22 protein-coding genes are annotated in these 26,292 nt (G+C 37.6%); 9 read left to right on the top strand and 13 right to left on the bottom strand.

Features of this window, described 5'->3' with window-relative positions; all coding sequences use genetic code 11:
* Positions 1 to 24: 24 nt before the first annotated feature.
* Entirely contained in the window at positions 25 to 1,911 is a 1,887-nt protein-coding gene (gene htpG / locus B5488_RS15555; RefSeq protein WP_079736092.1) for a molecular chaperone HtpG, read from the bottom strand.
* Positions 1,912 to 2,134: 223 nt separating this feature from the next.
* On the opposite strand from htpG, the gene B5488_RS15560 reads away from it, so the two are divergent.
* Entirely contained in the window at positions 2,135 to 2,803 is a 669-nt protein-coding gene (locus B5488_RS15560; RefSeq protein WP_079736093.1) for a TetR family transcriptional regulator C-terminal domain-containing protein, read from the top strand.
* 295 nt (positions 2,804 to 3,098) lie between these two features.
* Here the strand turns inward: B5488_RS15560 and B5488_RS15565 are convergent, their stop codons facing one another.
* Both B5488_RS15565 and B5488_RS15570 read right to left on the bottom strand, forming a co-directional pair.
* On the bottom strand, positions 3,099 to 4,238 hold the full coding sequence (locus B5488_RS15565; protein ID WP_079734452.1) for an IS91 family transposase: 1,140 nt from the start codon (positions 4,236 to 4,238) through the stop codon (positions 3,099 to 3,101).
* Positions 4,238 to 5,065 carry a tyrosine-type recombinase/integrase gene (locus tag B5488_RS15570; RefSeq protein ID WP_231919753.1) on the bottom strand — a complete coding sequence of 276 codons (828 nt, stop codon included), beginning with the start codon at positions 5,063 to 5,065 and terminating at the stop codon, positions 4,238 to 4,240. The genes B5488_RS15565 and B5488_RS15570 overlap by 1 nt, the downstream gene beginning before the upstream one ends.
* A gap of 241 nt (positions 5,066 to 5,306) precedes the next feature.
* Between B5488_RS15570 and B5488_RS15575 the strand changes: the two genes are divergently transcribed.
* Together B5488_RS15575 and B5488_RS15580 are read left to right on the top strand one after the other, a co-directional pair.
* Positions 5,307 to 6,563 carry an ABC1 kinase family protein gene (locus B5488_RS15575; RefSeq protein ID WP_079736094.1) on the top strand — a complete coding sequence of 419 codons (1,257 nt, stop codon included), beginning with the start codon at positions 5,307 to 5,309 and terminating at the stop codon, positions 6,561 to 6,563.
* Positions 6,564 to 6,831: 268 nt separating this feature from the next.
* Positions 6,832 to 7,842 carry a 3-oxoacyl-ACP synthase III family protein gene (locus B5488_RS15580; protein WP_079736095.1) on the top strand — a complete coding sequence of 337 codons (1,011 nt, stop codon included), beginning with the start codon at positions 6,832 to 6,834 and terminating at the stop codon, positions 7,840 to 7,842.
* Positions 7,843 to 7,991: 149 nt separating this feature from the next.
* On the opposite strand, the gene B5488_RS15585 is transcribed toward B5488_RS15580, so the two are convergent.
* From B5488_RS15585 to B5488_RS15605, 5 genes are all read right to left on the bottom strand, one after another.
* Positions 7,992 to 8,249, bottom strand: coding sequence for a Txe/YoeB family addiction module toxin (locus tag B5488_RS15585; protein WP_079736096.1), 258 nt, complete (start codon positions 8,247 to 8,249; stop codon positions 7,992 to 7,994).
* Positions 8,250 to 8,504 (bottom strand): type II toxin-antitoxin system Phd/YefM family antitoxin, encoded by a 255-nt coding sequence (locus B5488_RS15590; protein WP_079736097.1) that lies wholly within the window; start codon positions 8,502 to 8,504, stop codon positions 8,250 to 8,252.
* 81 nt (positions 8,505 to 8,585) lie between these two features.
* On the bottom strand, positions 8,586 to 8,780 hold the full coding sequence (locus tag B5488_RS15595) for a hypothetical protein (RefSeq protein WP_079736098.1): 195 nt from the start codon (positions 8,778 to 8,780) through the stop codon (positions 8,586 to 8,588).
* Positions 8,773 to 9,018: a putative signal transducing protein gene (locus B5488_RS15600; protein WP_079736099.1), complete on the bottom strand. Its 246-nt coding sequence runs from the start codon at positions 9,016 to 9,018 to the stop codon at positions 8,773 to 8,775. Before B5488_RS15600 ends, B5488_RS15595 begins: the two co-directional genes overlap by 8 nt.
* Positions 9,019 to 9,250: 232 nt before the next feature.
* Complete coding sequence (locus B5488_RS15605) at positions 9,251 to 9,979, bottom strand: hypothetical protein (protein ID WP_079736647.1); 729 nt, start codon at positions 9,977 to 9,979, stop codon at positions 9,251 to 9,253.
* Positions 9,980 to 10,199: 220 nt separating this feature from the next.
* Between B5488_RS15605 and B5488_RS15610 the strand changes: the two genes are divergently transcribed.
* A complete protein-coding gene (locus B5488_RS15610; RefSeq protein WP_079736100.1) occupies positions 10,200 to 10,754 on the top strand; it encodes a fasciclin domain-containing protein in 555 nt (184 codons plus the stop codon).
* Between the two features lie 131 nt (positions 10,755 to 10,885).
* Positions 10,886 to 11,473 (top strand): DUF4136 domain-containing protein, encoded by a 588-nt coding sequence (locus B5488_RS15615; protein ID WP_079736101.1) that lies wholly within the window; start codon positions 10,886 to 10,888, stop codon positions 11,471 to 11,473.
* Positions 11,474 to 11,631: 158 nt separating this feature from the next.
* On the opposite strand, the gene pheT is transcribed toward B5488_RS15615, so the two are convergent.
* Positions 11,632 to 14,058: a phenylalanine--tRNA ligase subunit beta gene (pheT, locus tag B5488_RS15620; RefSeq protein WP_079736102.1), complete on the bottom strand. Its 2,427-nt coding sequence runs from the start codon at positions 14,056 to 14,058 to the stop codon at positions 11,632 to 11,634.
* Between the two features lie 142 nt (positions 14,059 to 14,200).
* Positions 14,201 to 16,300: an ATP-dependent DNA helicase RecG gene (recG, locus tag B5488_RS15625; RefSeq protein WP_079736103.1), complete on the bottom strand. Its 2,100-nt coding sequence runs from the start codon at positions 16,298 to 16,300 to the stop codon at positions 14,201 to 14,203.
* Positions 16,301 to 16,418: 118 nt separating this feature from the next.
* On the opposite strand from recG, the gene B5488_RS15630 reads away from it, so the two are divergent.
* From B5488_RS15630 to B5488_RS15640, 3 genes are read left to right on the top strand one after another with little or no spacing between them, the layout of a single operon-like run.
* Positions 16,419 to 18,536, top strand: a complete 2,118-nt coding sequence (locus B5488_RS15630) for a M1 family metallopeptidase (RefSeq protein ID WP_079736104.1) — start codon at positions 16,419 to 16,421, stop codon at positions 18,534 to 18,536.
* Positions 18,536 to 19,438 carry a patatin-like phospholipase family protein gene (locus tag B5488_RS15635; protein WP_079736105.1) on the top strand — a complete coding sequence of 301 codons (903 nt, stop codon included), beginning with the start codon at positions 18,536 to 18,538 and terminating at the stop codon, positions 19,436 to 19,438. Before B5488_RS15630 ends, B5488_RS15635 begins: the two co-directional genes overlap by 1 nt.
* Positions 19,438 to 20,361 carry a patatin-like phospholipase family protein gene (locus tag B5488_RS15640; RefSeq protein WP_079736106.1) on the top strand — a complete coding sequence of 308 codons (924 nt, stop codon included), beginning with the start codon at positions 19,438 to 19,440 and terminating at the stop codon, positions 20,359 to 20,361. Before B5488_RS15635 ends, B5488_RS15640 begins: the two co-directional genes overlap by 1 nt.
* Here the strand turns inward: B5488_RS15640 and B5488_RS15645 are convergent.
* Genes B5488_RS15645 through B5488_RS15655 form a run of 3 tightly spaced genes read right to left on the bottom strand, consistent with a single transcriptional unit; the run spans position 20,358 to position 23,781 of the window.
* Positions 20,358 to 20,879: a DUF7935 family protein gene (locus B5488_RS15645; RefSeq protein WP_079736107.1), complete on the bottom strand. Its 522-nt coding sequence runs from the start codon at positions 20,877 to 20,879 to the stop codon at positions 20,358 to 20,360. The genes B5488_RS15640 and B5488_RS15645 overlap by 4 nt on opposite strands.
* Complete coding sequence (locus B5488_RS15650) at positions 20,876 to 22,498, bottom strand: FMN-binding glutamate synthase family protein (protein ID WP_079736108.1); 1,623 nt, start codon at positions 22,496 to 22,498, stop codon at positions 20,876 to 20,878. The genes B5488_RS15645 and B5488_RS15650 overlap by 4 nt, the downstream gene beginning before the upstream one ends.
* 2 nt (positions 22,499 to 22,500) lie before the next feature.
* Positions 22,501 to 23,781 (bottom strand): amidohydrolase, encoded by a 1,281-nt coding sequence (locus B5488_RS15655; RefSeq protein ID WP_079736109.1) that lies wholly within the window; start codon positions 23,779 to 23,781, stop codon positions 22,501 to 22,503.
* Between the two features lie 164 nt (positions 23,782 to 23,945).
* On the opposite strand from B5488_RS15655, the gene B5488_RS15660 reads away from it, so the two are divergent.
* The gene (locus B5488_RS15660; protein WP_079736110.1) at positions 23,946 to 26,267 is read left to right on the top strand and encodes an ATP-dependent helicase; all 2,322 of its coding nucleotides are present in this window, start codon (positions 23,946 to 23,948) and stop codon (positions 26,265 to 26,267) included.
* The last annotated feature ends 25 nt before the right edge of the window (positions 26,268 to 26,292 follow it).

A 26,292-nucleotide genomic window follows, 5' to 3' on the forward strand; every position in this document is an offset into this window, starting at 1 on the left:
TCTAAATTTTCCTTTTCAAGGAAATTATTTTACCATATCAAAACTGCGTTTTACGAAATTGGTTAGCTCTTCCCCTTTAAGCAGGTTTTGAGATAATCTCGCAAGATCTAAAGAATGCTTAATTAAGCGCTCCTGTTTCTTCTCGGTTTTGGTATTTAGAATATCAGAAATTAGCGGATGATTGGTATTTACCACCAGGTTATACATCTCTGGCATATTGCCCATTCCAAACATTCCGCCGCCACCGGTTTGCTGCATTTCCTTCATTCGTCGCATAAATTCCGGTTGCGTGATTAACAATGGCGCTGCATCGCTATCCATCGCTTCTAGTTGTACGGTATATTTTTCCTTCGGAATAACTTTTTCGAAATCTCCTTTTAATTTCTCTTTTTCCTCTTCAGAAAGTTTTGAAATCTTCTCTTCGTCTTTTTTGATAAGGTTATCTACCTGATCTGAATCTACCCGAACAAAAGTGATCTTTTCTTTTTCACTTTCCATCTTCTGAAGTAAGTGGGAAATAATCGGAGAATCTAATAACAGGACTTTGTAACCTTTGGTCTTAGCAGCTTCAATATAACTGTGTTGCTCGTCTTGATTAGAAGCATAAAGCACAACCAGGTTTCCATCTTTATCGGTTTGGTTATCCTTTATTTTCTCCTGAAGTTCATCAAAAGTATAATACTCGTTCTCTACCGTTGGGTAAAGTGCGAATTTCTGAGCTTTTTCGAAAAATTTATCTTCAGAAAGCATTCCGTATTCAATAACGATTTTAATATCGTTCCATTTTTGCTCAAAATCCTCACGATTATTGTTGAAAAGAGATTTCAGCTTATCGGCTACTTTTCGGGTAATATAGCTGGAAATCTTTTTCACAGCGCCATCTGCCTGAAGGTAAGAACGGGAAACGTTTAACGGAATATCTGGAGAATCAATTACCCCGCGAAGCATGGTTAAAAATTCAGGAACAATACCTTCAACATTATCAGTTACATAAACCTGGTTTTGATACAGTTGAATTTTATCTTTCTGAATATTCATATCCTGTGTCATCTTAGGGAAATAAAGAATTCCGGTAAGATTAAAAGGATAATCTACATTAAGGTGAATATGGAATAATGGATCCTCAAATTGCATTGGATACAATTCGCGGTAAAAACTTTTGTAATCTTTATCTTCTAAATCGGTTGGTTGTTTGGTCCAAGCCGGTTCAGGATTATTGATTATGTTATCTACCGTTTTGGTTTCAGCCTCGGCATCTTCTGGAGCATCTTCCGGAAGTGGTAAAGTTTCTTCCTTGGTTCCAAACTTAATTGGAATAGGCATAAACTTGTTATACTTCACCAATAATTCCTGGATCCTGTTTTCTTCTAAAAACTCCTCATCCTCTTCATTTATATGAAGAATAATTTCGGTACCGCGTTCTTTTTTGTCGGCGTCTCCAAGAGTGAACTCAGTTGTTCCTTCGCAAACCCAATGTGCAGCCTGGTCATCTTTATAAGATTTGGTAATTATTTCTACTTTATTCGCTACCATAAAGGCAGAATAGAAGCCAAGACCAAAATGCCCAATAATTCCGCTGTCTTTAGCAGAATCTTTATATTTTTCAAGGAATTCTTCAGCGCCAGAAAAAGCTACTTCGTTAATGTACTTTTCAACTTCTTCTTTGGTCATCCCCACGCCCTGGTCTATAACGTGAAGTTTTTTTCCTTCCTTATCTACCTTTACCTCAATTACAGGATTGCCGTATTTCACATCTGTCTCTCCAATATCGGTAAGGTGTTTTAATTTTAAAGTCGCATCTGTTGCGTTAGAAATCAATTCCCTTAGAAAGATTTCGTGATCACTGTAAAGAAATTTCTTTATCAGTGGGAAAATGTTCTCTACAGAGACATTAATTTTTCCGGTTGCCATATATTTTTGTTTTTAATACTATTTAATGTTGCTTACCTACAGTCAAAAAAAATACCATTAAAACTCTGCTGACAAACTGACATAGCTTGTAATTAATAAAACAGTTTCCCGTCTAAGTTTCTGAAACACAATTTAACCACTGAATATTTTTAACAAACATTTTGTTTAATATTATGAATTAAAGCTTAAACAAAACTGTATCTTTGAAAAAGAAATAACAATTATGGCTACAACTAAGAAAACAACCACAAAAAAGGTTTTAGATAAAGACAAACTTATTGCAATGTATATGGATTATGTGTTAGAGCATGAGCAGAGACCTAAAACCGTATATAAGTTTTGTAAAGAGAATAAAATTAAAGAGGAGGAATTCTATAATTTCTACGGAAGTTTTGAAGGCCTGCAAAAAGGAATTTGGGAGCGATTTTACGAGCATACTATTAATATGCTAAATAAAAGTCCCGAATTTGAAACCTTTACCAATCGTGAAAAAATGCTCACGTTTTATTACACCTTTTTTGAAATGCTTACCGCAAATAGAAGTTACGTGCTTTTTTCTCTTAAGGAACACGAAAGCCAAATGAAAAATTTGGAGCAGTTAAAAGGTTTAAGAAAAAGAGTAAAATCTTTTGCCAGAGATCTTATTCAGGATGAAAATTCAGAAAAAGCGATTTCAGCTTTACAACAATCTGAAAGAATATTTTCTGAAGCGGCCTGGGTACAACTAATGTTCCTGATGAAATTTTGGATGGACGATAATTCTGCCCAATTTGAAAGCACCGATGTTGCAATAGAGAAATCTGTAAACACTGTTTTTGATGTGTTTGATAATACCCCGTTGGAACGGGTTATAGATTTAGGAAAATTCCTCTGGAAAGAAAGAATGGCTTAATAAAGTCTACCCCAATTACAAATGAAAATAACTAAGTATTCGGCTCGCCGATAGGCAAGAGCTGAATATTTTGTTGACGAATCCGGTTGATTTGCCGTCTATGGGTAAAACGATGAATTGAGGGAAGGATAATTGGAGGTTAAGCTGTCTTTACGTGGCTAAAATGTATAGAACCTACTTATTTTATAACGTCATCTGGACTTTTTTAGTGGTTTCAATTTACAATAGTTGGTTTTTATCGTTTAATTTTAAAGTTAAGGCATAGCAGAGTCTGCCCGCCTTTGCAGATTAATTTTTAGTTGCTCCTATTTAATTTTTTATCTTTTAATAGAACTCTCCAATTTGCGGGAGGCCCACGTGCATCAAACAACAGAATGGTATGCAGTCTTCCTTTTTTACAGGTAGAACATCTGCGGTGCAAAAGTGGCTGGATGGTTCTGACAGGTTCCATCTTTACCGTAGCCAGTTCAGCTTGTAGTTTTGGCAACTTCTCCTTTTTCCAACTGCTACTCAAAATACCATAATGTCGTATTCGAGTAAATCCCTTGGGTAAAATATGCAGGGCAAACCGCCTGATAAACTCTTGGCCCGATAAGGTTAAGTTGACTTTCTTTCCTGCACGACGATAATCTTTTGCAGTAAAAGTCACCTTTCTGTTTTTGCGATCTACATCCGTAATCCGATGATTGCTAATGGCTATTTTATGGGTATATCTGCCCAGGTATTCAATGACATATTTTGGACTTCTAAAAGGTTGTTTGGCATATACCACCCACTTTTTACTGAATACCTTATCGTAAACTTTTTGAGGAATTTTCAACTCACTCTTTCTTAGCTCAGCTATATATTTTGCCCTAAACACTTGGCTCATGGATTTTACATTAAACAAGTATTTTCCATTGTTCTTTGCTTTTTTCCATGTTCCTGATTTGTTCAAACCACCTCCTGGTACAATGCAATGTAAGTGAGGATGCAAACTCATATTCTGGCCCCAAGTATGGAGCACCGCAATCATGCCCATTCTGCCACCCAAGTGTTTGGGGTTTTCCCCAAATTGCTGCAAGGTCTGCCAGGCGGCCCTGAACAAACTGCCGTACACTATTTTGCCGTGGCTCAAGGCATAGCTGTTAAATTCACTTGGAAGGGTAAACACCAAATGAAAATAGGGAACGTTCAAGAGTTCGTTTTCCCTTGCCCTAATCCATTCTTCACGTTTGTGCCCCTGGCATGTTGGACAATGCCTGTTCCTGCAACTGTTGTAACTGATGTGCAGCTCGTGGCAACAATCGCATTTATCAATGTGTCCGCCCATAGCTTCTGTTCGGCACCTCCTTATGGCCTGCAATGCACGGTAATGCCATGAGGTTAGGCTCAAGCTTTTGAGCTGTAGCTGTTCCATCTCTAAAATGTCAGCTACCTTATGTTGGGGCCGCATTAATCGTAGAGCTTGTCTAGAGGAGAAAACTTCGAACAACTAGGTAAATTGGCTACATGCAAATAAGTCAAAGTCATTTCGATGTGGGCATGGCCCAAAAGTTCCTTTAAACTGACAATGTCAACGCCATATTCCAACAAATGCGTAGCAAAGCTGTGCCGCAGCGTGTGGGCGGTTATTTTTTTAGAACTGCCTATCTTACTTCGGTTCTCTTTGATCACCCAACGCACTCCGTTGGTAGTCAGTCCCCGCGCTTCTCCATCTTTGGATACCTGGCTGTTAAAAAGATATACTTGGGGGTTTTCCGTTTTGATATACTTTTTTAGTCCTCTGGTCAAATGTTTACTCAAAGGGACGTAGCGGTCGATCTTACCTTTTTTCTTGGGAATAAAAACTGTTTTGCGATCAAAATCGATGTCAGCCAATTTTAGATTGCACAGTTCGTAGCTGCGAAGTCCACAGCCATATAGCATTCCTATGATCAAGCGGTGTTTAAGGTACTTCGGCGCTTTTAAAAGACGCCTGACTTCCTCCTTGCTCAAGACGGTTGGCAGTTTAAGGTCCCGTTTGATCTGGGGCAAGGCTACGCGTTTGGCCTCCATACCCATTACTTTGTAAGCAGCCCTGAGGCCAAAAATGGTGTGCTTAAAAAAACTTTCAGAAGGGGTTTTGTGAAGTTTTTGGCAATAATAAAGGTAAGCCTCAATGTTTTCCACCGAGAGCGTTTCTGGGCTTTCTTTATAGTGCAAAGTAAGATGTGCCAGACATCGGAGGTAATTGTTTAAGGTGCTTTTTGCTTTGCCGTTAATAGAAAAGCTCTGCTCCAATTTGTTTTGAAGTGTACTGAAACCCGCTACCTCCTCAAAAGCGCGTTCAGCAATGGTTTTACTTTTTTTTAAACATGAGATTAGATTTAAAATTTAGCTACAAATTAATAAATCTATTACTTTTACAAAATGAATATCTTATCTGGGCTGTTCAGGCGGGTAGGGCTTCCGACCGATAGGGAGGATTCGTTCAACAATAGATAAAATACCAACAGGTAAAATTGGCCGAACTTCAAAACTGATGCAAACCGGTGTGAAGTTAGGAGGCAATTACCTTAAATATTACAGCAAAAAAGCTTTTAATTCTGAACTTACACGCGATGAATTAGACCAAAGCAATGCCGATGATATTTACGATAGTCTTAAAAGCTTAAAGGGAAGCGCGCTTAAAGTAGCACAAATGCTTTCTATGGAAAAGAGCCTTTTGCCAAATGCCTACGTAGAAAAATTTAGCCTGGCGCAATTTAGTGTGCCCCCACTTTCTGCACCTTTGGTTAGAAAAACTTTTAAAAAATATAACGGAGCCTACCCTGAAGACTTGTACGATAAATTTGCTTCTCAATCTGTGAATGCGGCCAGTATTGGCCAGGTTCATAGAGCCGAAAAAGATGGGAAAAAACTTGCTGTGAAAATTCAATATCCCGGCGTTGCAGATAGTATAAGTTCAGATTTGGCGATGGTAAAGCCCATTGCCACCAGGATGTTTAATCTTCAGGGGAAGGATTCCGAAAAATACTTTAAGGAAGTTGAAGGGAAATTATTGGAAGAAACAGATTATATACTGGAAGTAAAGCAGAGTAAAGAAATTTCTGAAGCTTGTGCGCATATTCCAAACTTAAATTTTCCGAAATACTATGAAGACTTGTCCAGTGAGCGAATTATCACAATGGATTGGATGGACGGCAAACATTTAAGTGAATTTGCTAAAGAAAATACCAGTCAGGAAAAGGCACATAAAGTAGGGCAGGCGCTTTGGGATTTTTACATGTACCAAATGCACGTGCTAAAAGAAGTACACGCCGACCCACATCCAGGAAATTTCCTAATTGATAAAGATGCAAATCTTATCGCGATAGATTTTGGTTGTGTTAAGAAGGTTCCTGACGATTTTTATGTGCCTTATTTTGAATTGGCGAAGAAAGAAAATATCAATGATCCTGAATTTTTCAACGAGAAATTATTCGAACTTGAAATTTTAAGGGAAGATGATACCGAAAGAGAAATCAAGTATTTCTCAGAATTATTTTATCAAATGCTTAATTTATTTACCAGCCCGTTTCACGAAGAAACTTTTGATTTTGCCGATGAAACATTCTGGAGTTCAATAACTGATTTAAGTGAAAAATACAGTAAAGATACAGAGTTAAGAAAGATGAACGGCAACCGTGGAAGCAAGCACTTCCTGTATATTAACCGAACATTTTTTGGGTTATATAATTTATTACACGATCTCAAAGCGAAAATTGAGGTTAACAAATTCCGCGATTACATGTCATAATTGTTGGTTTTATTTATTGGTTAGGTTGTGGAAGAGCGTTGTTACCGTCCCTATGGTAATGGCGCTTTTCCTATTTTTATAATAGTAGCTAACTACGGACAGCAATTATCTAAAAATAATCTCAATTATAAAAATGTGGTTTTAGGATATGAAAATAAAAATGCGTCTTAATCGCAGTCATGCTAATCTTTAGTATATTGCGGACCCATTTTTTATTAAATGCTTAAATTGAAAATGAATAAGGTCTAAATATACTAAACAATAGAATATGTATCAATCTAAAATAGCCGGAGTTGGCAGTTACGTGCCAGAAAATGTTGTTACTAATGATGATTTGGCCAAAAGAATGGATACCAACGACGAATGGATCCAGGAAAGAACCGGCATCAAAGAACGCAGGCATATTAAAAAAGGTGATGGAAATTCTACCGCAATTATGGGTGTAAAAGCTGCTAAAATTGCTATTGAACGTGCTAAAATTGATAAAGACGATATAGACCTGATTGTTTTTGCAACCCTGAGCCCAGATTATTATTTCCCCGGTTGTGGTGTACAGGTACAGGAAATGCTTAGCATTGATACCTGCCCAGCTTTAGATGTAAGAAACCAGTGTAGCGGATTTATCTATGCACTTTCTACGGCCGATCAATTTATTAAAACCGGAATGTATAAGAACGTATTGGTTATTGGAAGTGAAAACCATAGCGGCGGACTCGATTTTACAACCCGTGGCCGTTCGGTTTCTGTGATTTTTGGAGATGGAGCGGGAGCAGTGGTTTTAACCCGAAGTGACCATAACGACGAAGGTATACTTTCTACACATTTACATTCTGAAGGGAAACACGCATTAGAACTTTCTTTAAAAGGCCCAAGTACAGAGCATTGGGTTCCAGAAATTATTGCAGAAAACCCGCAGGGAGATGATATTCCTTATTATCCTTATATGAATGGGCAATTTGTTTTTAAAAATGCGATTCAGCGTTTTTCTGAAGTTATTATGGAAGGTCTAAAAGCAAACGGACTTGAAGTGAAAGATATTGATATGTTAATTCCGCACCAGGCGAATTTGCGTATTTCACAATATGTTCAGCAAAAATTTAAATTGAGTGACGAGCAGGTACATAATAATATTCAGAAATTTGGTAATACTACAGCGGCGTCTATTCCTATCGCTTTATGCGAAGCCTGGGAACAGGGTAAAATTAAAAATGAAGATATAGTGGTGCTGGCAGCTTTTGGTAGCGGATTTACCTGGGCAAGTGCCGTAATTAGCTGGTAAAGGAATTAATAAAATAAAAGAAGCTGTTTGAAGAAAATATAATTTCGTGAAACTGTCCCGAAGCTTCGGGGGCAGCAAGTGGGCACGGAATTTCAATTCGAGAGAGGCTTAAGTACTGTTTTTATATTTTGTTGGCAGGAGCACTTTCTTCAGTCATAATGAAATCGGCATTTCGCAATTAATATTTCTCCTTCTTTATATTGGTAAATCAGTCTATGTTCGCTATCAATTCGTCTTGACCAAAATCCGGCGTATTTATGTTTTAAAGGTTCAGGTTTTCCAATTCCATCAAAAGGGTTTCGAGAGATGTCTTTCAGAAGTTCATTTATTTTCTTCAACTTTTTCCTGTCAGTTTTTTGCCAATACAAATAATCCTCCCAGGACTCGTCAACGAATATATACTTCACTTAATTTTCGATTAAATCTTTGTTGAAAGTTGTTCCACTTTTTAGTTTGTCTATTGCAGAATCTAACCTTAGTTCATTCTTTCGAGAAGACAATTCGTAATTTGTAGCCATTAAAGAATTGTATTCTTGAAGAGACATAACTACAATTGCAGAGTCTTTTCCACGATTTATTATTAACGTCTCAAAGTTCTTTACAACCCGGTCTAAGTAAGTTTTAATATCTTTTCTAAAATCAGAAACAGTTGTTATTTGCATAATATTGTATTTTATAAAGTACAAATATATGTACAAAATGTGATAGGCGCAATTTTTGTATTGCTACCACCAATTTATTAATCAAACTTTTCTGAAATATCGAAATAGATCATAAAGTCCAAAAACTATAAAACCAACCGCGAGTATTGATCCAAAATTATCGGTTTCTTCGGCGGTTAAATGGCTGTAAAGCCTGTAAACTCCGTATACCAGGAAAAGAATTCCCAGTATTAAATACCATTTATTGCGTCTTCCTCCTTCGTTGAGGTTACTCATCTGTATAGTCTTTTGGGAAGGTGGTTTTAGCAATTTTTAAAGCTTCATCGTAATGATTTTTGATTACAAAAAGCTGCACCTGCCCTCGTAAACCTCCGCCAAACCCTGCGCGTAAACCTGAATCAAAATCGTTTCTAACCCGGGAAGAAATATTGGCTTTATCAAATAACTCCTGCAAGTATTGCACGTTGGGTTCCGAACCCGTATATACTCTTTCGTAAGATTCGTCTGAACTCATAATTAATAGTTTTTAGTACTATCTAAAATACGAAGAACAATATAGCTTAAAGGGAATTTTATACTGAGTTTAACGTTATAGTGCTGTGTTAGTTTATTGTGTTGGTTAAGCGGCGATTATTTTTTATTTGACCAGGGGAAAAAACATAGCCACGGAAGTATTTGTAATGCAAGACAGTTGAAAATGAATCCCAAAAATTCGGGAGGGTGGCTATAATGGGCTTAACACAGCACTAGGCATTATAATATTTACTACGCCAAATAGCCGAACTAAAATTCTTTCCTTTTTTAAATCCGTAGAAAATAGAAAGCCCTGCAACCCATTTAAATACAAAGAAAAAGATCATAAAAAATTGGGTGGTGGTTTGCTGTGGTGAGAAAAGTCCGTCAGGAATTAGCAGCGCAATTATAAAGCTAAGCACAAGCAAGAAACCAATAAAGTTTTCGAGATGTCTAAATGGCCACATTAATAATTTTCTCAAGGGATGTAGGTCGTTGCCCCATTTGTGTATTAGGTAAAAATAATCGTTCCCCATAGGAGAAAAAAGTAAGGGGTCGTCGGCATTTTCCAGTTTAAAGAGTTTAGATGGCGCAACTATTTTAAAACCTGTCAGCGAGATTTGTTGTTCTTTTTCTATAGCCTTAATTCTACTCACTGCTTCATAAGGAATTTTACCTTTAAAATAATTGCTGTCTAAGAAACGTAGGCGATAATCAATACATAATTTTTCAATATCTGAGAGATGAAAAATTCTATTGCTTTCTAATAAATCAATATTAAAATGATTATTTCCAGAATTTCCACCTTGAACCTCTTTTAGAATATTATTGTCCTTAGTAGTTTCCTGTTCAAAGATTTCTTGAACCTGTTGCAGAATATTTTCAGAAGAGATTCTTTGTTTTCGGGATTTATATAATTTCTCTTCCAGATTAGTGCGGCGTAAGCCTAACTTCAACTTCATTTTCTTTTTCTTTAGCATCTATCACTAAATTAAGTAATTAGAATGATTCCTGCAATCCATTTTTTTGGTGTACTTCATGTTAAAGCTATCATAATTGGATAAATTTAAAAAGTGTTTAACTAAAATAGAATTAAATTAGACAAAAATTAGGTCATCAGATATTCTGAATTAATAATATGAGATATCTTTTTATTTAATAAAACACTTAAAAATTATTGTTATGAGAAAATTAAAACATTTAGGAATTCTTTGTTTCCTGTTTATTGGTGGGACTTTAATGGCCCAAAATGGATCAACGATGGTTGGTGGCGCAGAAATGTACCCCAACAAAAATATTGTGGAAAATGCTTCACGATCTAATGATCATACCACTTTGGTAGCTGCAGTAAAGGCTGCGGGGTTGGTGGAAACTTTACAGGGCGATGGTCCCTTCACCGTGTTTGCTCCAACAAATGCAGCTTTCGAAAAATTACCATCGGGAACAGTAGAGAGCCTTTTGAAGCCAGAGAACAAAGAAAAACTGCAGGCTGTTCTTACTTATCACGTAATTGCCGGTAATTTTGGAGCAAAAGATGTTGTTGCCGCAATTAAGGAAGGCGACGGTAAAGCTACTTTTGAAACCGTTCAAGGTGGAAAAATTTACGCTATGATGGAAGATGGTAAAGTAAAGCTTAAAGATGCCTCTGGAAATGTAGCAACAGTTACTAAGGCAGATGTAAATCAGTCAAACGGTGTGATTCACGTTATTGATACCGTAGTATTGCCAGGGAAATAAATTGCTATTGAAAAAGAAAAGCTTAAGAGCGGTCTATATGGCCGCTCTTATTTTGTTAATTAAATATCAAATGGAGTCTATCTTTTTTTTAATACCCTAAGAAGGCCTATTTTGATTTAAAATTGAAAACTATGAAGAAATTAAAACTATGTATTACACTAATTATGGTAGGTGCCTTTATTATGTCTTGCGGCTCTGGAAGTAATATTTCTAAGGAATCTGCCAAAAAATTAAAGAACTACAATACCTATTCTTATTTGCCTAATAAGGATACAATTAAAGATACTGGGTATGATAATAATCGTATAAACGAGCTTATTATAACTACCATAAACGATAATATGTCTAGCGAAGGTTATGCGATAGATAATAGCAGGCCAGATGTGTTAGTGTACATTCACGCAATGTTTGATGAAAGGATAGTAGATGTAAATGCCGATCCTGTTTATACTAACTTTTCATATTATCGTCCCGGACTTTATATTGGCCCGTATTATGAGGATTATACTTATGAAAATTATTTTACCGTACAGCGAATTACGGCAGCAGAGAAGGTTCAGCAACTTCCTTATAAAGAAAAATCTATTGTTATAGATTTAATAGATAGAAGAACCAATCAAATTTTATGGCGTGGAACCGCCGATGAGGAAATTGGTTCAAAAAGATTAGAAAGAGATATAAGAGATTATGTGAATGAGATTTTTAAGAAATTCCCATAATTTTCTTTGATAAAAATAAAAATTGGCTGTTTAAACTTCCATTTTACGTCAACCTGAATTTATTTCAGGTTCTAACTGGAGCTAAGTTCGATTTAGCTTAGACTCTGAAACAAGTTCAGAGTGACGTTAGGATTATTTAAACAGCCAATTTTATATAATTACCTCAATTCAGCTTGAAGTTCTTCTTCAAACCTGTGCTGAAGCTTTTTCATCATCTTATCTACCTGCTTATCGGTTAGGGTTTTATTTTCATCCTGAAACTTAAAACTCACCGCGTAGCTTTTCTTGCCTTCGGGAAGATTTTTTCCCTGGTAAACATCAAAAAGATCAACTTCTTTTAAAAGTTTCTTTTCTGTTTTCTGGGCGATTTCCTCAATTTGCTCGTAAGAAATATTATTATTCAGCAATAAAGCAAAATCACGTCTAACAGCCGGATATTTAGGAATTGCGCTAAAATTGGTTTTCCTGGTTTTTACTACTTCCAGTAAAGCATCCCAGTTAATATCGGCATAAAGTACTTCCTGGTCAATGTCAAAATGCTTTAAAACCTTTTTGCGAATTACTCCAAAAGAAACCAAGTTGTTTTTTGCCGAAGAAAATATAAGCCCTTCAGAAAATACATCAGATTTAACTGCGGAAGGCTTTAAATTCTCAATCCCAAATCTTTGAAAAATGGACTGAATTATTCCTTTCAATAAAAAGAAATCTGTTCTGGCTGAAGCTGCATTCCAACGTTCGGCATTTCGGTTTCCACTAATAAAGATTGACAGGTGTTTATTTTCTACGCGACTTCCGCTAAAATCGTGATAAGTTTTTCCGAATTCAAATAATTTAAGATCGCTGTGCTTTCTGTTAATATTATAACTCACAGATTCCAGCCCAGAATACAACATAGATTGTCTCAAAACAGATAAATCCTGACTTAACGGATTTAGCATTTTCACATTCTGAGATTCTTTAATTTGCTCGCTTAAATTGGTATAATTAGGGGTGGTTAACGAATTTGCCATAGTCTCATAAAAACCCTGTCCCACCAACTGGTTGGCAATTATATTTTGAAGCTTGTAATCTTCAAATTTAGAAGAATTGGCTACCGAAGCATTCAGCTTTTCACCAAACTTAATATTGTTGTAACCATAAACTCTTAAAATCTCCTCGATCACATCGGCTTCCCGCTGCACATCTACGCGATAAGAAGGAATGGTGAGCCCCATCCCGGTTTCAGTAACATTGTTTACCCTAATTTCCAGCGAGGCAAGAATAGATTTAATGGTTTCTTCCTGTAGGTTCTCTCCAATGAGTTTATTTACCTTATCAAAAGTTAAGAAAACCTGGAAATCTTCAATTTTCTTAGGATAGAGATCATCAATATCGCTGGTTACCTCACCGCCGGCAATTTCGGTAATTAAAAGTACGGCACGTTTTAAAGCATATTCTGTAATGTTTGGATCAATTCCGCGTTCAAATCTAAAAGAAGCATCGGTGTTTAATCCGTGTCTTTTTGCTGTTTTTCTAACACTCACTGGGTTAAAATATGCGCTTTCCAGGAAAATCTGGGTTGTAGTCTGGGATACTCCGCTGGTTGCTCCACCAAATACACCGGCGACACAAAGCGGATTATTTGCGTCACAGATCATAAGATCTTCTTCGTGAAGCTCTCTTTCCACATCATCTAAGGTTGTGAATTTTGTTCCTTTTTCTAATGTCTTTACGTTGATTTCATTCCCGGCAATTTTAGCGGCATCAAATGCGTGTAGCGGTTGCCCAAGCTCGTGCATTACATAATTAGTAGCATCTACCACATTATTTTTTGGGCCAAGGCCAATTGCTTTTAATCTATTCTGAAGCCATTTTGGGGATTCTTGAACTTTAAGTCCTGAAATGGTTACCCCGCAATATCGTGGTGCAAGCGCTGAATCTTTAACCTGTATCTGAATTTTAAGACTTCTATTATCTACGTGAAAACTACTAACTGATGGCGTAATAAGTTCCAGGTTCTTGCCTTGTTGAGTATAACCAGCTTTAAGATCCCTGGCAACACCCCAGTGGCTCATAGCATCAGCACGGTTTGGTGTTAGTCCAATTTCAAAAACCTGATCGTTTTCTACTTCAAAAATTTCGGCTACGGGAGTTCCGGGAATAAGGTCATCTTTCATCACCATAATTCCTTCGTGGCTTTGGCCAAGACCAAGCTCTTTTTCAGAACAGATCATTCCGTAACTGGCTTCACCTCTAATCTTTCCCTTCTTGATGGGCCAGGCTTCACCCTTTTCATCATAAAGGGTAGTTCCAATTGTCGCTACGGGCACTTTTTGTCCTGCGGCAATATTTGGTGCGCCGCAAACAATTTGTACCTGTTCCCCATTACCCAGGTCTATGCTGGTAAGTTGTAATTTATCGGCGTTAGGATGACTTTTACATTCCAGTACGTGACCAACTACAATCCCTTCAAGACCACCTTTTACACTTTGAAAACTCTGTAAACCTTCTACCTCGAGTCCAAGATCGGTGAGTAATTCTCCTGTTGCTTCTGGAGTCTCTGGAAGTTTAATAAATTGCTTAAGCCAGTTATATGAAATTTTCATCTCTAAATATTTTCAGTTGGCAAAGATAGTATTACGAATAGTTTTAGCATAATTTCAAATTTTAATTTTACACCTTATTTTAAGTAATTTGGGAATAAAAGAATTGACAAGGAAATCCATCATATTTTAGAGAATTTCAACCTTAACTAATATAATTCCAGATGTTTTTATGCTTTGCCAATTGCCCATAAGTAAACCGAAGTACTTTATTTTTTTCCAGGGAGAGGCTGGGATCTTCTTTTAAAATTCTCATCGCATGATGTCGTGCCAATTTTAGGATATCGTTATCTTTTACAATATCGGCGATTTTTAAGTTTAAAACACCGCTTTGTTGGGTTCCCATAATATCGCCAGGGCCACGTAATTTCAAATCAACTTCGGCGATTTCAAAACCATCGTTAGTGGCGGTCATAGTTTCTAACCGGGTTTTACTGTCGTTTGATAGTTTGTGACCCGTCATTAAAATACAAAAACTCTGTTCGGCGCCACGACCTACACGGCCTCTTAGCTGGTGAAGTTGAGAAAGCCCAAAACGTTCGGCACTTTCAATAATCATAACACTCGCGTTTGGCACATTCACGCCAACTTCAATAACGGTGGTGGCGACCATAATTTGAGTTTCGCCCTTTACAAAACGCTCCATTTCATAATCTTTAGCGTCAGATTTCATCTGGCCGTGAACTATAGAAATTTGTTTATCTGGAAACTCCCGTGCAATACTTTCATAACCATCCATTAAATCTTTATAATCCATTTTTTCGGACTCCTGGATCAACGGATACACGATATAAACCTGCCGACCTTTTTTTATTTCATCCCTAATAAATGCAAAAACTTTAAGTCGGTTGCTATCGTAACGATGCACGGTTTTTATAGGTTTTCTGCCGGGAGGTAATTCATCGATTACCGAAATATCTAAATCGCCATAAAGACTCATTGCCAGGGTTCGAGGAATGGGTGTTGCCGTCATCACTAAAATATGTGGTGGCACCTTATTTTTTCGCCATAATTTTGCCCGTTGTGCTACGCCAAAACGGTGTTGTTCGTCTATAACGGCGAGTCCTAAATTCTTGAATTTCACCTTGTCTTCCAGTAAAGCGTGGGTGCCAATTAGAATATCTATTTCTCCGTTTTCAAGCTTTTCGTGAATTTCACGTCGCGCTTTTGTTTTTGAAGAACCAGTAAGTAAATAAATACTGGTGTCCAGGTTTTCACAAAGTTCTATCAGACCATTATAGTGCTGAATTGCGAGAATTTCGGTGGGCGCCATCAAGCAAGCCTGGAAACCGTTATCTAATGCTATAAACATAGACATTAAGGCGACAATGGTTTTTCCCGAGCCTACATCACCCTGCAGCAAACGGTTCATTTGCGCACCACTTCCTAGATCGGCCCTAATTTCTTTGATTACCCTTTTTTGCGCGCCGGTAAGTTCAAACGGGAGATGGTTTTTATAGAATTCGCTGAAATTTTGTCCGATTTCTTCAAAAATAAAACCTTTTATTTTTTGCTTCTGAAGCATATTTTTAATCAGCAATTGCAGCTGAATATAAAAAAGCTCTTCAAATTTTAACCGGAATTGTGCTTTAGCAAGAAGCTCCTGGCTCTGCGGAAAATGAACATTAAATACCGCTTCTGCCTTTGGGATTAATTTTAATTCAGTAGTTAATTCTTGAGAAAGGGTGTCGTAAAATTTCCCTTTAGTTTCAATAAAAAGCTGTTGCATCAATTTATTGACTACGCGGTTGGTAATCCCCGATTTTGCGAGTTTTTCAGTTGAAGGATAAATAGGCTGCATGGCAGTGCGCAGTTGCTTTTTATATTCTTCTACCGATTCCATTTCGGGATGTGGCATACTAAAAAGCCCGTTAAACCAATTGGTTTTACCAAAGATAACATAAGGTGTATTAATCTTTAAATTCTCCCGAATCCATTTTTGGCCGCGAAACCAAACCAGTTCCATTTTTCCGGTTTCGTCAATAAAATCAGCCACCAAACGTTTGCCCCGTTTTTGATCTACACTTTTTATATGTGTAATTTTCCCCACCACCTGTACTTCAGCCGAATTTCGCTGTAATTCATTTATTTTATAAAAGCGGGTTTTATCGAGGTATCGATTAGGAAAGAAATTCACCAAATCCTGGTAAGTATGAATGCCGAGTTCTTTCCGCAATAGATCGGCGCGGTTTGGGCCGACCCCTTTTAAGTAATCTATGGGTGTTTGCAGAATATTAGCGTTCATGCAAACGAAGATATTAAAATCAGGTTTTTTAGGCTGGATTTCAACTAAAAATTAAACCTGAAATTTCCCGGGTTTAAATTTATTCAGTTTTTGTAATTTGCAGGCGTAGTTTTTAATTATGAAATATCCCCTCATCGCCTTCTTTTTTTGTTGCTGCTGGAATACTTATAGCCAGTCGCCAATAGCTGATTCGCTGGATCAAATTAATAGCATAGATTTTAAAAAGGCTGAAGCCGAAATCCTGGTTCTTCCGCAGGAAGAGCGCGTTTCTGGCACCGTAAAATATAATTTTGAAATTCTAAGAAGCATCGATTCGTTTTATGTAGATGCGCGAAATATTGATTTAGATGAGGTTTTGCTGAATGGAGAGCCGGTAACATCTAGAAATACCGGGCAACGTATTTGGATAAAAAATGAAATAAACCCTTCAGAAAACAATTCGTTACAACTAAAATATTTAGTAAAACCAAAAGAAGCGGTATACTTTATAAATTGGAATATTGCTGATGCTATAAATGCACCAAAACAAATCTGGACGCAGGGACAGGGAAGATATACTTCTAACTGGTTGCCTTCTTTTGATGATCAGCGAGAAAAAGTAGAATTTGATATTACCTATCATTTTCCGAAGAATTTGGAAGTGATGGCCAACGGGAAACTTTCTGGTACATCGGTAAATGATTCTTTAAAAAGATGGGATTTTGATATGCAACAGCCTATGAGTAGTTATTTACTGGCTTTTGCAGCGGCAAATTATGTTGTGGAAGAAAGCGAATCTACTTCAGGAGTTGCTTTACAATTTTATTTACCAGTTTCTGAAGAAGATAAATTAGAACCTACTTACCGGCATACCAAAACCATTTTTGATTTCCTGGAAAATGAAATCGGGGTGGCTTATCCGTGGCAAAATTATAAGCAAGCACCGGTACGCGATTTTCTATATTCCGGAATGGAAAATACCGCTGCTACTATTTTTGACCACGCTTTTATTACCGATTCGATTGGTTTTAATGACCGAAATTACGTGAGTGTAAATGCACATGAAATGGCTCACCAATGGTTCGGGGATTTAGTAACCGCAGAAGCTAATAGCGATCACTGGCTGCACGAAGGATTTGCTACTTATTACGCACTACTTGCCGAGCGCGAGATTTTTGGTGACGATTACTATTACTGGCAACTTTATGAATCTGGAGAAAAACTTAAGGAATTAAGCGATAACGGAAAAGGTGAGCCGGTTACCAAAGCCGGGGCAACTTCTTTAACCTATTATCAAAAAGGAGCTTGGGTGTTGCATATTTTACGCGAGCGAGTGGGAGATGAAGCCTTTAAAAAAGCAGTGAAAAATTATTTAGAACGCTACAAATACAAAACCGCTACTACCGAGAATTTTATTGCTGAGGTTGAAGCAGCCGCGAATGTTAGCCTTTCCGATTTTATGGCAAAATGGCTAAACCAAACCGCTTTTCAGGGTTTTGCAGCTTTAAATTCTTTGAAGAATTCAGAATTTATCCAAAATCATTTAAATATTCTGGCACTTCGGGAAACGGCTTTAGAAGAAAAGGAAGAATTGTTAAGTGCAGCACTAGATTTCCCGGTAAGCGATTATACCGGGCAGGAGGTAGTCTATCAATTAGAAGGTATAACTTCAGCCATATCTCTAAAACTTTATAAAAAAGCATTTGAAACAAACAATATTTACGTTCGCCAGGCTATCGCAACCAGTATGGAGAGAATTCCGCAGGAATTAAAATTAGATTTTGAATCTTTGCTTAACGATGAATCCTATATTACAAAAGAGGCTGCACTGCTAAAATTATGGATGAATTTCCCCCAGGAGGTTTCCAATTATTTAGATAAAACCAAAGAAATTGAAGGTTTTACCAATAAAAATGTGCGAATGCTTTGGCTTACCTTAAACCTGGTAACACCAGCTTATGAGCCAGAAAAACAGGAGGAAACATATAATGAACTTTCAGGCTATACCGCTGTACATTTTCCAATTGAAGTAAGGGAAAATGCTTTTGGTTATTTATACCAGATAAATAGTTTTACCAATCAAAATTTGCTAGACCTTATGCACGGTACACAGCACCCAACTTACCGGTTTAGAAATTATTCCCGACAGTTATTAAACGAGCTCCTTAAAAACGAAGAATATCAGCAAAAATTCTTAGCTTTAAAGGATAGTCTTTCTGAAAAAGAACAGGATTATTTGCAAACAAAACTCAATTAATGCGGGCATTGGTAATATCGGGAGGAGGCAGCAAAGGCGCTTTTGCCGGTGGAGTTGCCCAGTATTTAATTGAAGAATTAAAACGAGATTATGACCTCTATTTGGGAACTTCTACCGGGAGTTTGCTTATTTCACATCTTGCATTAAATAAGTGCGAAAAGATAAAGGACATTTATACTACTGTAAATCAAAGTAGTATTTTTAGTAACCGCCCTTTTCTTATAAAAAGGCGTCACGGCTACGACCAAATTAGCATAAATCACTTAAACGTACTTCTTAATTTTTTTAAAGGCAAAAAGACTTTTGGCGAAAGTAAAAACCTTAAAAAACTTATTCTAGCCACGTTAACCAAAGAAGAATTTTTGAGCTTACGAGCGGCTACAAAAGATATTGTAGTAACTGTTTCTAATATTTCTTTGAATACGGTTGAATATAAATCGATTAAAGATTTTGAATACGAAGAATTTTGTGAATGGATCTGGATTTCGTGTAATTACGCGCCTTTTATGAGTCTGGTGCAAAAAAATGGTTGCGAATATGCCGATGGTGGCCTTGGGACTATGGTACCAATTGAAGAAGCAATTAAACGCGGAGCCACCCATATTGATGCGATTATTTTACAAACTGAAGCTACTTTTTATAATAGAATGCCATCTAAAAATGTATTTGGATTAATTACAAATTTGTTTCGGTTTATGCTGGATAGGATCGAATCCCAAAATATTAGAATAGGGAAATTTGCAGCTGCCAATAAAAATGTAACTATAAATTTTTACTACACGCCTACCGTATTAACTACCAATTCCCTTATTTTTGATGAAAAGCAAATGAAGTCCTGGTGGAAAAGCGGTTATAAGTTTGCCGAAGAAAAAAGCGAGGAAATTAATCAAATTGAACCTTAATGCGTGCACTGGTAATATCTGGCGGGGGTAGTAAAGGCGCTTTTGCAGGAGGCGTTGCTCAATATTTAATTCAGGAGGAAGGCAAGAAATACGATTTGTTTCTGGGCACTTCAACTGGGAGCTTGCTTATTCCGCACCTCGCGATGGGAAATATAGATAAGGTTTACGAGATCTACACCAATGTAAACCAGCGCAAGATTTTTAATGTTAATCCTTTTGTGGTCAAACGAAAAGAAGGTCGGGAATATGTGACCATCAATTACTTTAATATGTTCTGGCAATTTGTGCGAAAAAAAAGGACTTTTGGAGAAAGCCAAAACCTTAGAAAACATATAAAACGGAATTTTTCTGAAGAGAATTTTGATCAGCTTAAAAACCAGGTTGAAGATGTAATTGTTACAGTTTCCAATTTGTCTAAAAACCGCGTGGAATATAAGTCGATTAACGATTTTTCTTATGAAAATTTTTGCGACTGGATCTGGATTAGTTGTAATTATATTCCGTTTATGAGCCTCGCTAATAAAGACGGATTTGAATATGCCGATGGCGGACTTGGCTGCGTGGTGCCTATTCGGGAAGCCATAAAACGTGGTGCTACAGAAGTTGATGCGATTATCCTCGAAGCCGAAAATATGGAATATAACAAGGTACTGGGAAAAAATCCATTTTCGTTAATGATCAATCTTTTTGGATTTTTACTGGACCAGGTAGAATACCATGATATTGTGGAAGGAAAACTAGCCGCTTTAAATAAAAAAGTGAAATTGAATACTTATTACACCCCAACTAAACTAACAGAAAACTCACTGGTATTTAATAAAAAATTAATGGGAGAATGGTGGCAACAAGGTTATGACCATGCCAAAGAAAAACACTTGCAATTTCTGGCAACTAAACGAAAAAGTTTCTTCGGATTGTTTTAAATAAAGCGTTTTACTTCATTTTTTAGGTAAGCTAGAGCAGCCTCAGTAGGAGATTGTTTTTCCATTAAATTTTTTAGAATTATTTCTCTTAATTTATCGGCATCAGTAACACTTTCCTGTTGGTTAGCTTTTCTAATAATACCAATAGTAGCGTTTTTAGCCGTTTTAATATAATCCCAGCATTCAACCGAAAGATAGATTTGCTGGGCGAGATTGTGTTCAAATTCCTGTTCAATAGTATTAATTAACGCTCGCTCATAAGCTTCTTTATCATCAGAATTTGGCTGTACCCTAAATAAGATTTTTCCGGGGGAGATGCGTTCTAAAAAGAGCGTCATTCTTTCATAAGCCTGTAATTTTAAAGGAAGCGATGTTTTTTGATTTTCTCTATGCAATAGAAACCGTCTTCTGTTTTCTTCGTTTTTGTTATAGGAACTAAAAAAATAAAAGGCTACTATACCAACAATTAAAGCCGGTAAAATAGCTAAAAGTATTTGGGAAAGTTCTATCTGGTTCATTCGTTTTTATTATGTGGCGCAGTTTCTTCGGTTTCAGCTTCTTTGGTTGTCACTTCTTTTTGCTTATGAATACCACCCAGGTGTGGGCTGTCCATATGCCTTTGAATACCGTCGAAAGGTACTTTTTCTTTGTGATATGCAAAAGTGATGGCCAGGGTTTTTGCCAGGTTCTTATCGCTTAAATTTATCTCTACATCGTCCATAGTAAATTGTGACGGATGTTCATAACCGCAGGCATGGGTAATTTCTAAAAGCTCTTTTCTAAACTTGGTGAAATAATAATTTACCCGCCGGGCTTTGTCTTCTATATTTATTCCTGCCTGCAACCATTTGTTTTGTGTAGCAACGCCAGTAGGGCAGGTGTTATTGTGGCAGGCTTGTGCCTGTATACAGCCAATACTCATCATAGCTTCCCGGGCCACATTTATACAATCTGCTCCCAATGCAAAGGCCATTGCGGCTTTTGCGGGAAAACCAAGCTTACCACTTCCAATAAATACAATTCTATCGGTAATTCCTTCGTTCAGGAAAATTTTGTAAACATCGGTAAATGCGTAAATCCAGGGAAGGGATACGTGATCGGCAAAACTTGGCGGCGCGGCTCCGGTTCCGCCTTCACCACCATCTATAGTGATAAAGTCGGGGCCTCGTTTGGTTTTTGCCATAAGCGCAGCGAGTTCTTCCCATTGATTTAACCTTCCCACCGCCGATTTTATCCCAACCGGAAGGCCAGTCGCTTCAGCAATTTCTTCAATAAAATCTACTAATTCGGGAATATTGCTAAAAGCTGAATGGTTTGGCGGGGAAAGCACGTCCTGACCCATAGGTACGTGACGAATTTCAGCAATTTCTTTAGTGATTTTTGAAGCAGGCAAAACGCCCCCTTTTCCAGGTTTTGCTCCCTGTGAAAGTTTAATTTCAATAGCGCGAATTTGGGGATTCTCTTTTACAAGCGCCACCATCCTATCCATAGAAAAGTTTCCTTTTTCATCCCTGACTCCAAAATATCCGGTACCAAAATGAAAAACAACATCGGCTCCTTGTTGGTGGTATTGCGAAAGCCCCCCTTCTCCGGTGTTATGGTAAGCTCCGGCTTCCTTACATCCCTTATTTAAAGAGGCAATTGCCCTGGCCGAAAGTGAACCAAAACTCATAGCAGAAACATTAATTATAGACGCTGGTCTAAATGGGCGTTTTCGTTTATTAAATTCACCCATTACTTTTGCGCAGGCAATAAAATTAGGGTCTATTGTGTTAGGATGTTTTTCATCCAGTTTATACGGAATCATGGCATTATTGATAAAGATATAATGCGTTGAAAAAATATCCTGGTCGGTTCCAAAACCTTCGTAATTGTTTTCGTTTTTGGCTGAAGCATAAATCCAGCCGCGTTCTACCCGATTAAAGGGTAATTCTTCCCTATTACTGGCAACAATATACTGCCGTAATTCAGGGCCAATTCCTTCCAGGAAATACCGCAAATGCCCCACCACCGGAAAATTGTGTTTAATGGTGTGTCCCGGGCTGAAGAATATATCTTTAATAGCGATAAGAACAATAAAAATCAGGATCCATCCCCACCATTCAATTGAAGCTAAAAAATCAAATACATTTTCCATAATTATTGATTTAGGTAATCTATAGCCAGTTGAGACATAGTTTTAACACCTAGTAACATTCCGCTTTCATCAATAAAAAAGTCGGGGGTATGGTGCGGTGCGGCTTCGTTAGAATCTAAAGGTTTTCCGCCAAGGAAATAATAAAAACCGGGTACTTCTTCCTGGAAGAAGGAAAAATCTTCCCCACCGGTGGTGGCTTTGGTTAAAACTACATTTTCTTCACCTGCCACGTTTTGCAAGGTTGGTAACATTTTACTGGTAAGCTCTGGGTCGTTATAAGTAATTGCAGTATTATTTTGGATTTCTACGGTAGCTTCACCGCCATAAGCTTTTGCGATAGCCGGAACCATTTCATTCATTCTTTTAAGGATTAATTTTTTCATATCTGGATCCAGGGTCCTTATCGTCCCGATCATTTCTGCAGTTTCAGGAATAATATTAAAGCGTACACCGCTGGTTATTTTTCCTACCGTAATTACTGCCGCGGCATCTACCAATTTAGATTCCCTGCTGATTATGGTTTGTAAACCATCTATAATTTTCGCTGAAATAAGAATAGGATCTGTTCCGCTCCAGGGCGCTGAGCCGTGGGTTTGTTTTCCAGTAACATTTATCACAAAACGTTCTACCGCAGCCATAGTGCCTTCGGGTTTATAACGAATTGTACCCACTGGGGTTTCCGAATTTATATGAAGTCCGAAGATCGCGTCTACATCGGGATTTTTAAGAACACCCTCTTTGATCATAAGCGAAGCACCGCCTTCTTCGCCCGGTGGCGGACCTTCTTCTGCCGGTTGAAATATAAACTTTACCGTACCGTTTATTTTATCTTTATTCTTTGAAAGCACTTCAGCAACACCCATCATAATAGCAATATGAGTATCGTGGCCACAAGCGTGCATTACCCCGGTTTCTGAACCTAGAAATTCTGTTCGTACTTCAGATTTAAATGGGAGATTATTTCTTTCGGTTACTGGTAGTGCGTCAATATCTGCTCTTAAAGCCACTGTTTTTCCTTCATTATCGCCTTTTAAAATTCCTACCACGCCGGTTTTTGCAATTCCGGTGGTGGTTTCTATACCGAGGCTTTCTAAATGGGAGGCGATCTTTTTGGCAGTTTCAGTCTCGCGGTTAGAAAGTTCGGGATTTTGATGGAAATCCCTTCGCCAGGAAATTACCTGTTCTTCGATTTCTTCGGCAGCCGAATTAATTTCAGAATTGATCTCCTGCGCTGTTAAAGTAAAGCTGAAAAGCCCAAGCAGGCTGAATATGATTTTTTTCATAGTAAGTTTTGTTTCGCGCTCAATTTGGTTGGCAGAATTTTAAAGATATTAAAAAGATAAACAATTGCTTAAAGCAGATTGTAGTTAATTTAAAACAAAGTGGGTTTCGGGTTTAAAAATTGTCTCATTTTGGTTAATTTCACGCATTTAAAAAACTGAAGAGATTGGAAGCTTATTTAGCCGAATTAAATGACGCACAGCGCGCTCCTGTACTGCAGAAAGATGGCGCTATGATTGTAATTGCAGGAGCAGGATCTGGAAAAACCCGGGTGCTTACCTACCGTATCGCTTACTTAATGAGCCTTGGTGTAGATCCTTTTAATATTTTATCACTCACTTTTACCAATAAAGCTGCACGGGAAATGAAAACCCGTATTTCTAAAATTGTTGGTAACAGTGAAGCAAAAAATCTTTGGATGGGAACTTTCCATTCTATTTTCGCCAAAATTTTACGTTTTGAGGCCGAGAAATTGGGTTATCCTTCAAACTTCACCATTTATGATACGCAGGATTCGCAAAGTGTAATTAGAGCGATTATTAAGGATATGCGTCTCGATAAAGACGTATACAAATACAAACAGGTTTATAGTAGAATTTCTTCCTATAAAAACAGTTTGATTACGGTAAAAGCTTATTTCCAAAATCCGGAATTAAAGGAAGCCGATGCAATGTCTAAAAAACCGCGTCTTGGTGAAATCTATCAGGAATATGTGGAGCGTTGTTTTAAAGCTGGCGCGATGGATTTTGATGACCTTTTGCTGAAAACCAACGAACTCTTAAATAGGTTTCCGGAAGTGCTTCATAAATATCAGAATCGTTTCCGTTATATTTTGGTAGATGAGTATCAGGATACTAACCATTCGCAGTATTTAATAGTAAAAGCACTTTCCGATAAATTTCAGAATATATGCGTGGTGGGAGACGATGCGCAAAGTATTTATGCTTTCCGCGGAGCGAATATCAATAATATTCTGAATTTCCAGAAAGATTATGATAATGTGCAAATGTACCGATTGGAGCAGAATTACCGTTCTACCAAAAACATTGTAAACGCAGCTAACTCGATTATAGAAAAGAATAAAACCAAACTTGAAAAAATAGTTTGGACGGCTAATGATGAAGGGCCAAAAATCGTGGTAAATCGCTTGCTAACCGATGGGGAAGAAGGACGTTTTGTTGCGGGTTCTATTTTTGAGAATAGAATGCAAAATCAGATGAATAATGGCGATTTCGCGATTCTTTATCGAACCAACGCCCAGAGTAGGGCGATGGAAGACGCCCTGAGAAAAAAGGAAATTCCGTATAGAATTTACGGCGGACTTTCATTCTACCAGCGAAAGGAAATTAAGGATGTTCTTTCTTATTTACGCCTGTTGATCAACCCTAAAGATGAGGAAGCTTTAAAACGAGTAATTAATTATCCTGCCCGTGGAATTGGACAAACAACGATGGATAAATTGAGCATTGCGGGGAATCAATATGGGAAAACCATTTTTGAAATTATTGAGAATATAGATCATATAGATTTAAAGATCAATAAGAGTACGCGTACCAAGCTGGATAATTTCGTGAACATGATTAAGAGTTTCACGATTCTTGCTGAAAACGCCGATGCTTTTACTGTTGCTGATACCGTGACCAAAAAGACAGGTTTGGTTCAGGAATTAAAGAAAGATGGTACTCCGGAAGGTATCGCCAGGATTGAAAATATTGAAGAACTATTAAACGGGATCAAGGATTTTGTGGAAGGCCAAAAAGAACTGGCAGATGCCGATGGTTCTTTAGCTGAATTCCTGGAAGATGTGGCGCTTGCTACAGATATGGATAAAGATACCGGCGATGACGACCGCGTGGCTTTAATGACCATTCACCTGGCTAAAGGACTGGAGTTTCCGTATGTTTATATTGTTGGTTTAGAAGAAGACCTGTTCCCTTCAGGAATGAGTATGAATACCCGAAGCGAATTGGAAGAAGAACGGCGTTTGTTCTATGTAGCGCTTACAAGAGCAGAAAAACAGGCTTATCTAACTTATACGCAATCCAGGTATCGCTGGGGAAAATTGGTAGATGCAGAACCCAGTAGATTTATTGAAGAAGTAGACGAGCAGTATATGGATTATATGATTCCGCAGGATGATTATAAATACAAGCCGTTAATAGATACCGATATTTTTGGTGATGATATTGATAAAAGTAAATTGCGCCAAAGCAAACCCAAAAAAGGAACTCCGCCGCCGGCACATAAACCAAGCGAGTCGCAGTTAAGAAAACTCAGGAAACTGAAACCCGCCAGCCCGGAGCCTGAAAAAGCTACAAACGCTATAAAACTGGAAGCAGGAAATGTGGTGGAGCATATGCGTTTTGGGAAAGGAAAAGTACTGGCCATAGATGGCGTGGGACAGGATAAAAAAGCCGAAATAGATTTTGAGAATGGAGGAATTAAAAAGCTACTGCTAAGGTTTGCAAAATTGAAATTGATCTCCTAAATCTCGTTAAACTTCTGTTATTAAA

The sequence above is a fragment of the Salegentibacter salegens genome (assembly GCF_900142975.1).
Taxonomy (GTDB): domain Bacteria; phylum Bacteroidota; class Bacteroidia; order Flavobacteriales; family Flavobacteriaceae; genus Salegentibacter; species Salegentibacter salegens.

Coding starts and splice junctions, on each gene's coding strand:
- htpG (WP_079736092.1), bottom strand. CDS start 1,911: ATGGCAACCGGAAAAATTAATGTCTCTGTAGAGAACATTTTCCCACTG.
- B5488_RS15560 (WP_079736093.1), top strand. CDS start 2,135: ATGGCTACAACTAAGAAAACAACCACAAAAAAGGTTTTAGATAAAGAC.
- B5488_RS15565 (WP_079734452.1), bottom strand. CDS start 4,238: ATGCGGCCCCAACATAAGGTAGCTGACATTTTAGAGATGGAACAGCTA.
- B5488_RS15575 (WP_079736094.1), top strand. CDS start 5,307: ATGCAAACCGGTGTGAAGTTAGGAGGCAATTACCTTAAATATTACAGC.
- B5488_RS15580 (WP_079736095.1), top strand. CDS start 6,832: ATGTATCAATCTAAAATAGCCGGAGTTGGCAGTTACGTGCCAGAAAAT.
- B5488_RS15590 (WP_079736097.1), bottom strand. CDS start 8,504: ATGCAAATAACAACTGTTTCTGATTTTAGAAAAGATATTAAAACTTAC.
- B5488_RS15595 (WP_079736098.1), bottom strand. CDS start 8,780: ATGAGTAACCTCAACGAAGGAGGAAGACGCAATAAATGGTATTTAATA.
- B5488_RS15600 (WP_079736099.1), bottom strand. CDS start 9,018: ATGAGTTCAGACGAATCTTACGAAAGAGTATATACGGGTTCGGAACCC.
- B5488_RS15605 (WP_079736647.1), bottom strand. CDS start 9,979: ATGAAGTTGAAGTTAGGCTTACGCCGCACTAATCTGGAAGAGAAATTA.
- B5488_RS15610 (WP_079736100.1), top strand. CDS start 10,200: ATGAGAAAATTAAAACATTTAGGAATTCTTTGTTTCCTGTTTATTGGT.
- B5488_RS15615 (WP_079736101.1), top strand. CDS start 10,886: ATGAAGAAATTAAAACTATGTATTACACTAATTATGGTAGGTGCCTTT.
- pheT (WP_079736102.1), bottom strand. CDS start 14,058: ATGAAAATTTCATATAACTGGCTTAAGCAATTTATTAAACTTCCAGAG.
- recG (WP_079736103.1), bottom strand. CDS start 16,300: ATGAACGCTAATATTCTGCAAACACCCATAGATTACTTAAAAGGGGTC.
- B5488_RS15630 (WP_079736104.1), top strand. CDS start 16,419: ATGAAATATCCCCTCATCGCCTTCTTTTTTTGTTGCTGCTGGAATACT.
- B5488_RS15635 (WP_079736105.1), top strand. CDS start 18,536: ATGCGGGCATTGGTAATATCGGGAGGAGGCAGCAAAGGCGCTTTTGCC.
- B5488_RS15640 (WP_079736106.1), top strand. CDS start 19,438: ATGCGTGCACTGGTAATATCTGGCGGGGGTAGTAAAGGCGCTTTTGCA.
- B5488_RS15645 (WP_079736107.1), bottom strand. CDS start 20,879: ATGAACCAGATAGAACTTTCCCAAATACTTTTAGCTATTTTACCGGCT.
- B5488_RS15650 (WP_079736108.1), bottom strand. CDS start 22,498: ATGGAAAATGTATTTGATTTTTTAGCTTCAATTGAATGGTGGGGATGG.
- B5488_RS15655 (WP_079736109.1), bottom strand. CDS start 23,781: ATGAAAAAAATCATATTCAGCCTGCTTGGGCTTTTCAGCTTTACTTTA.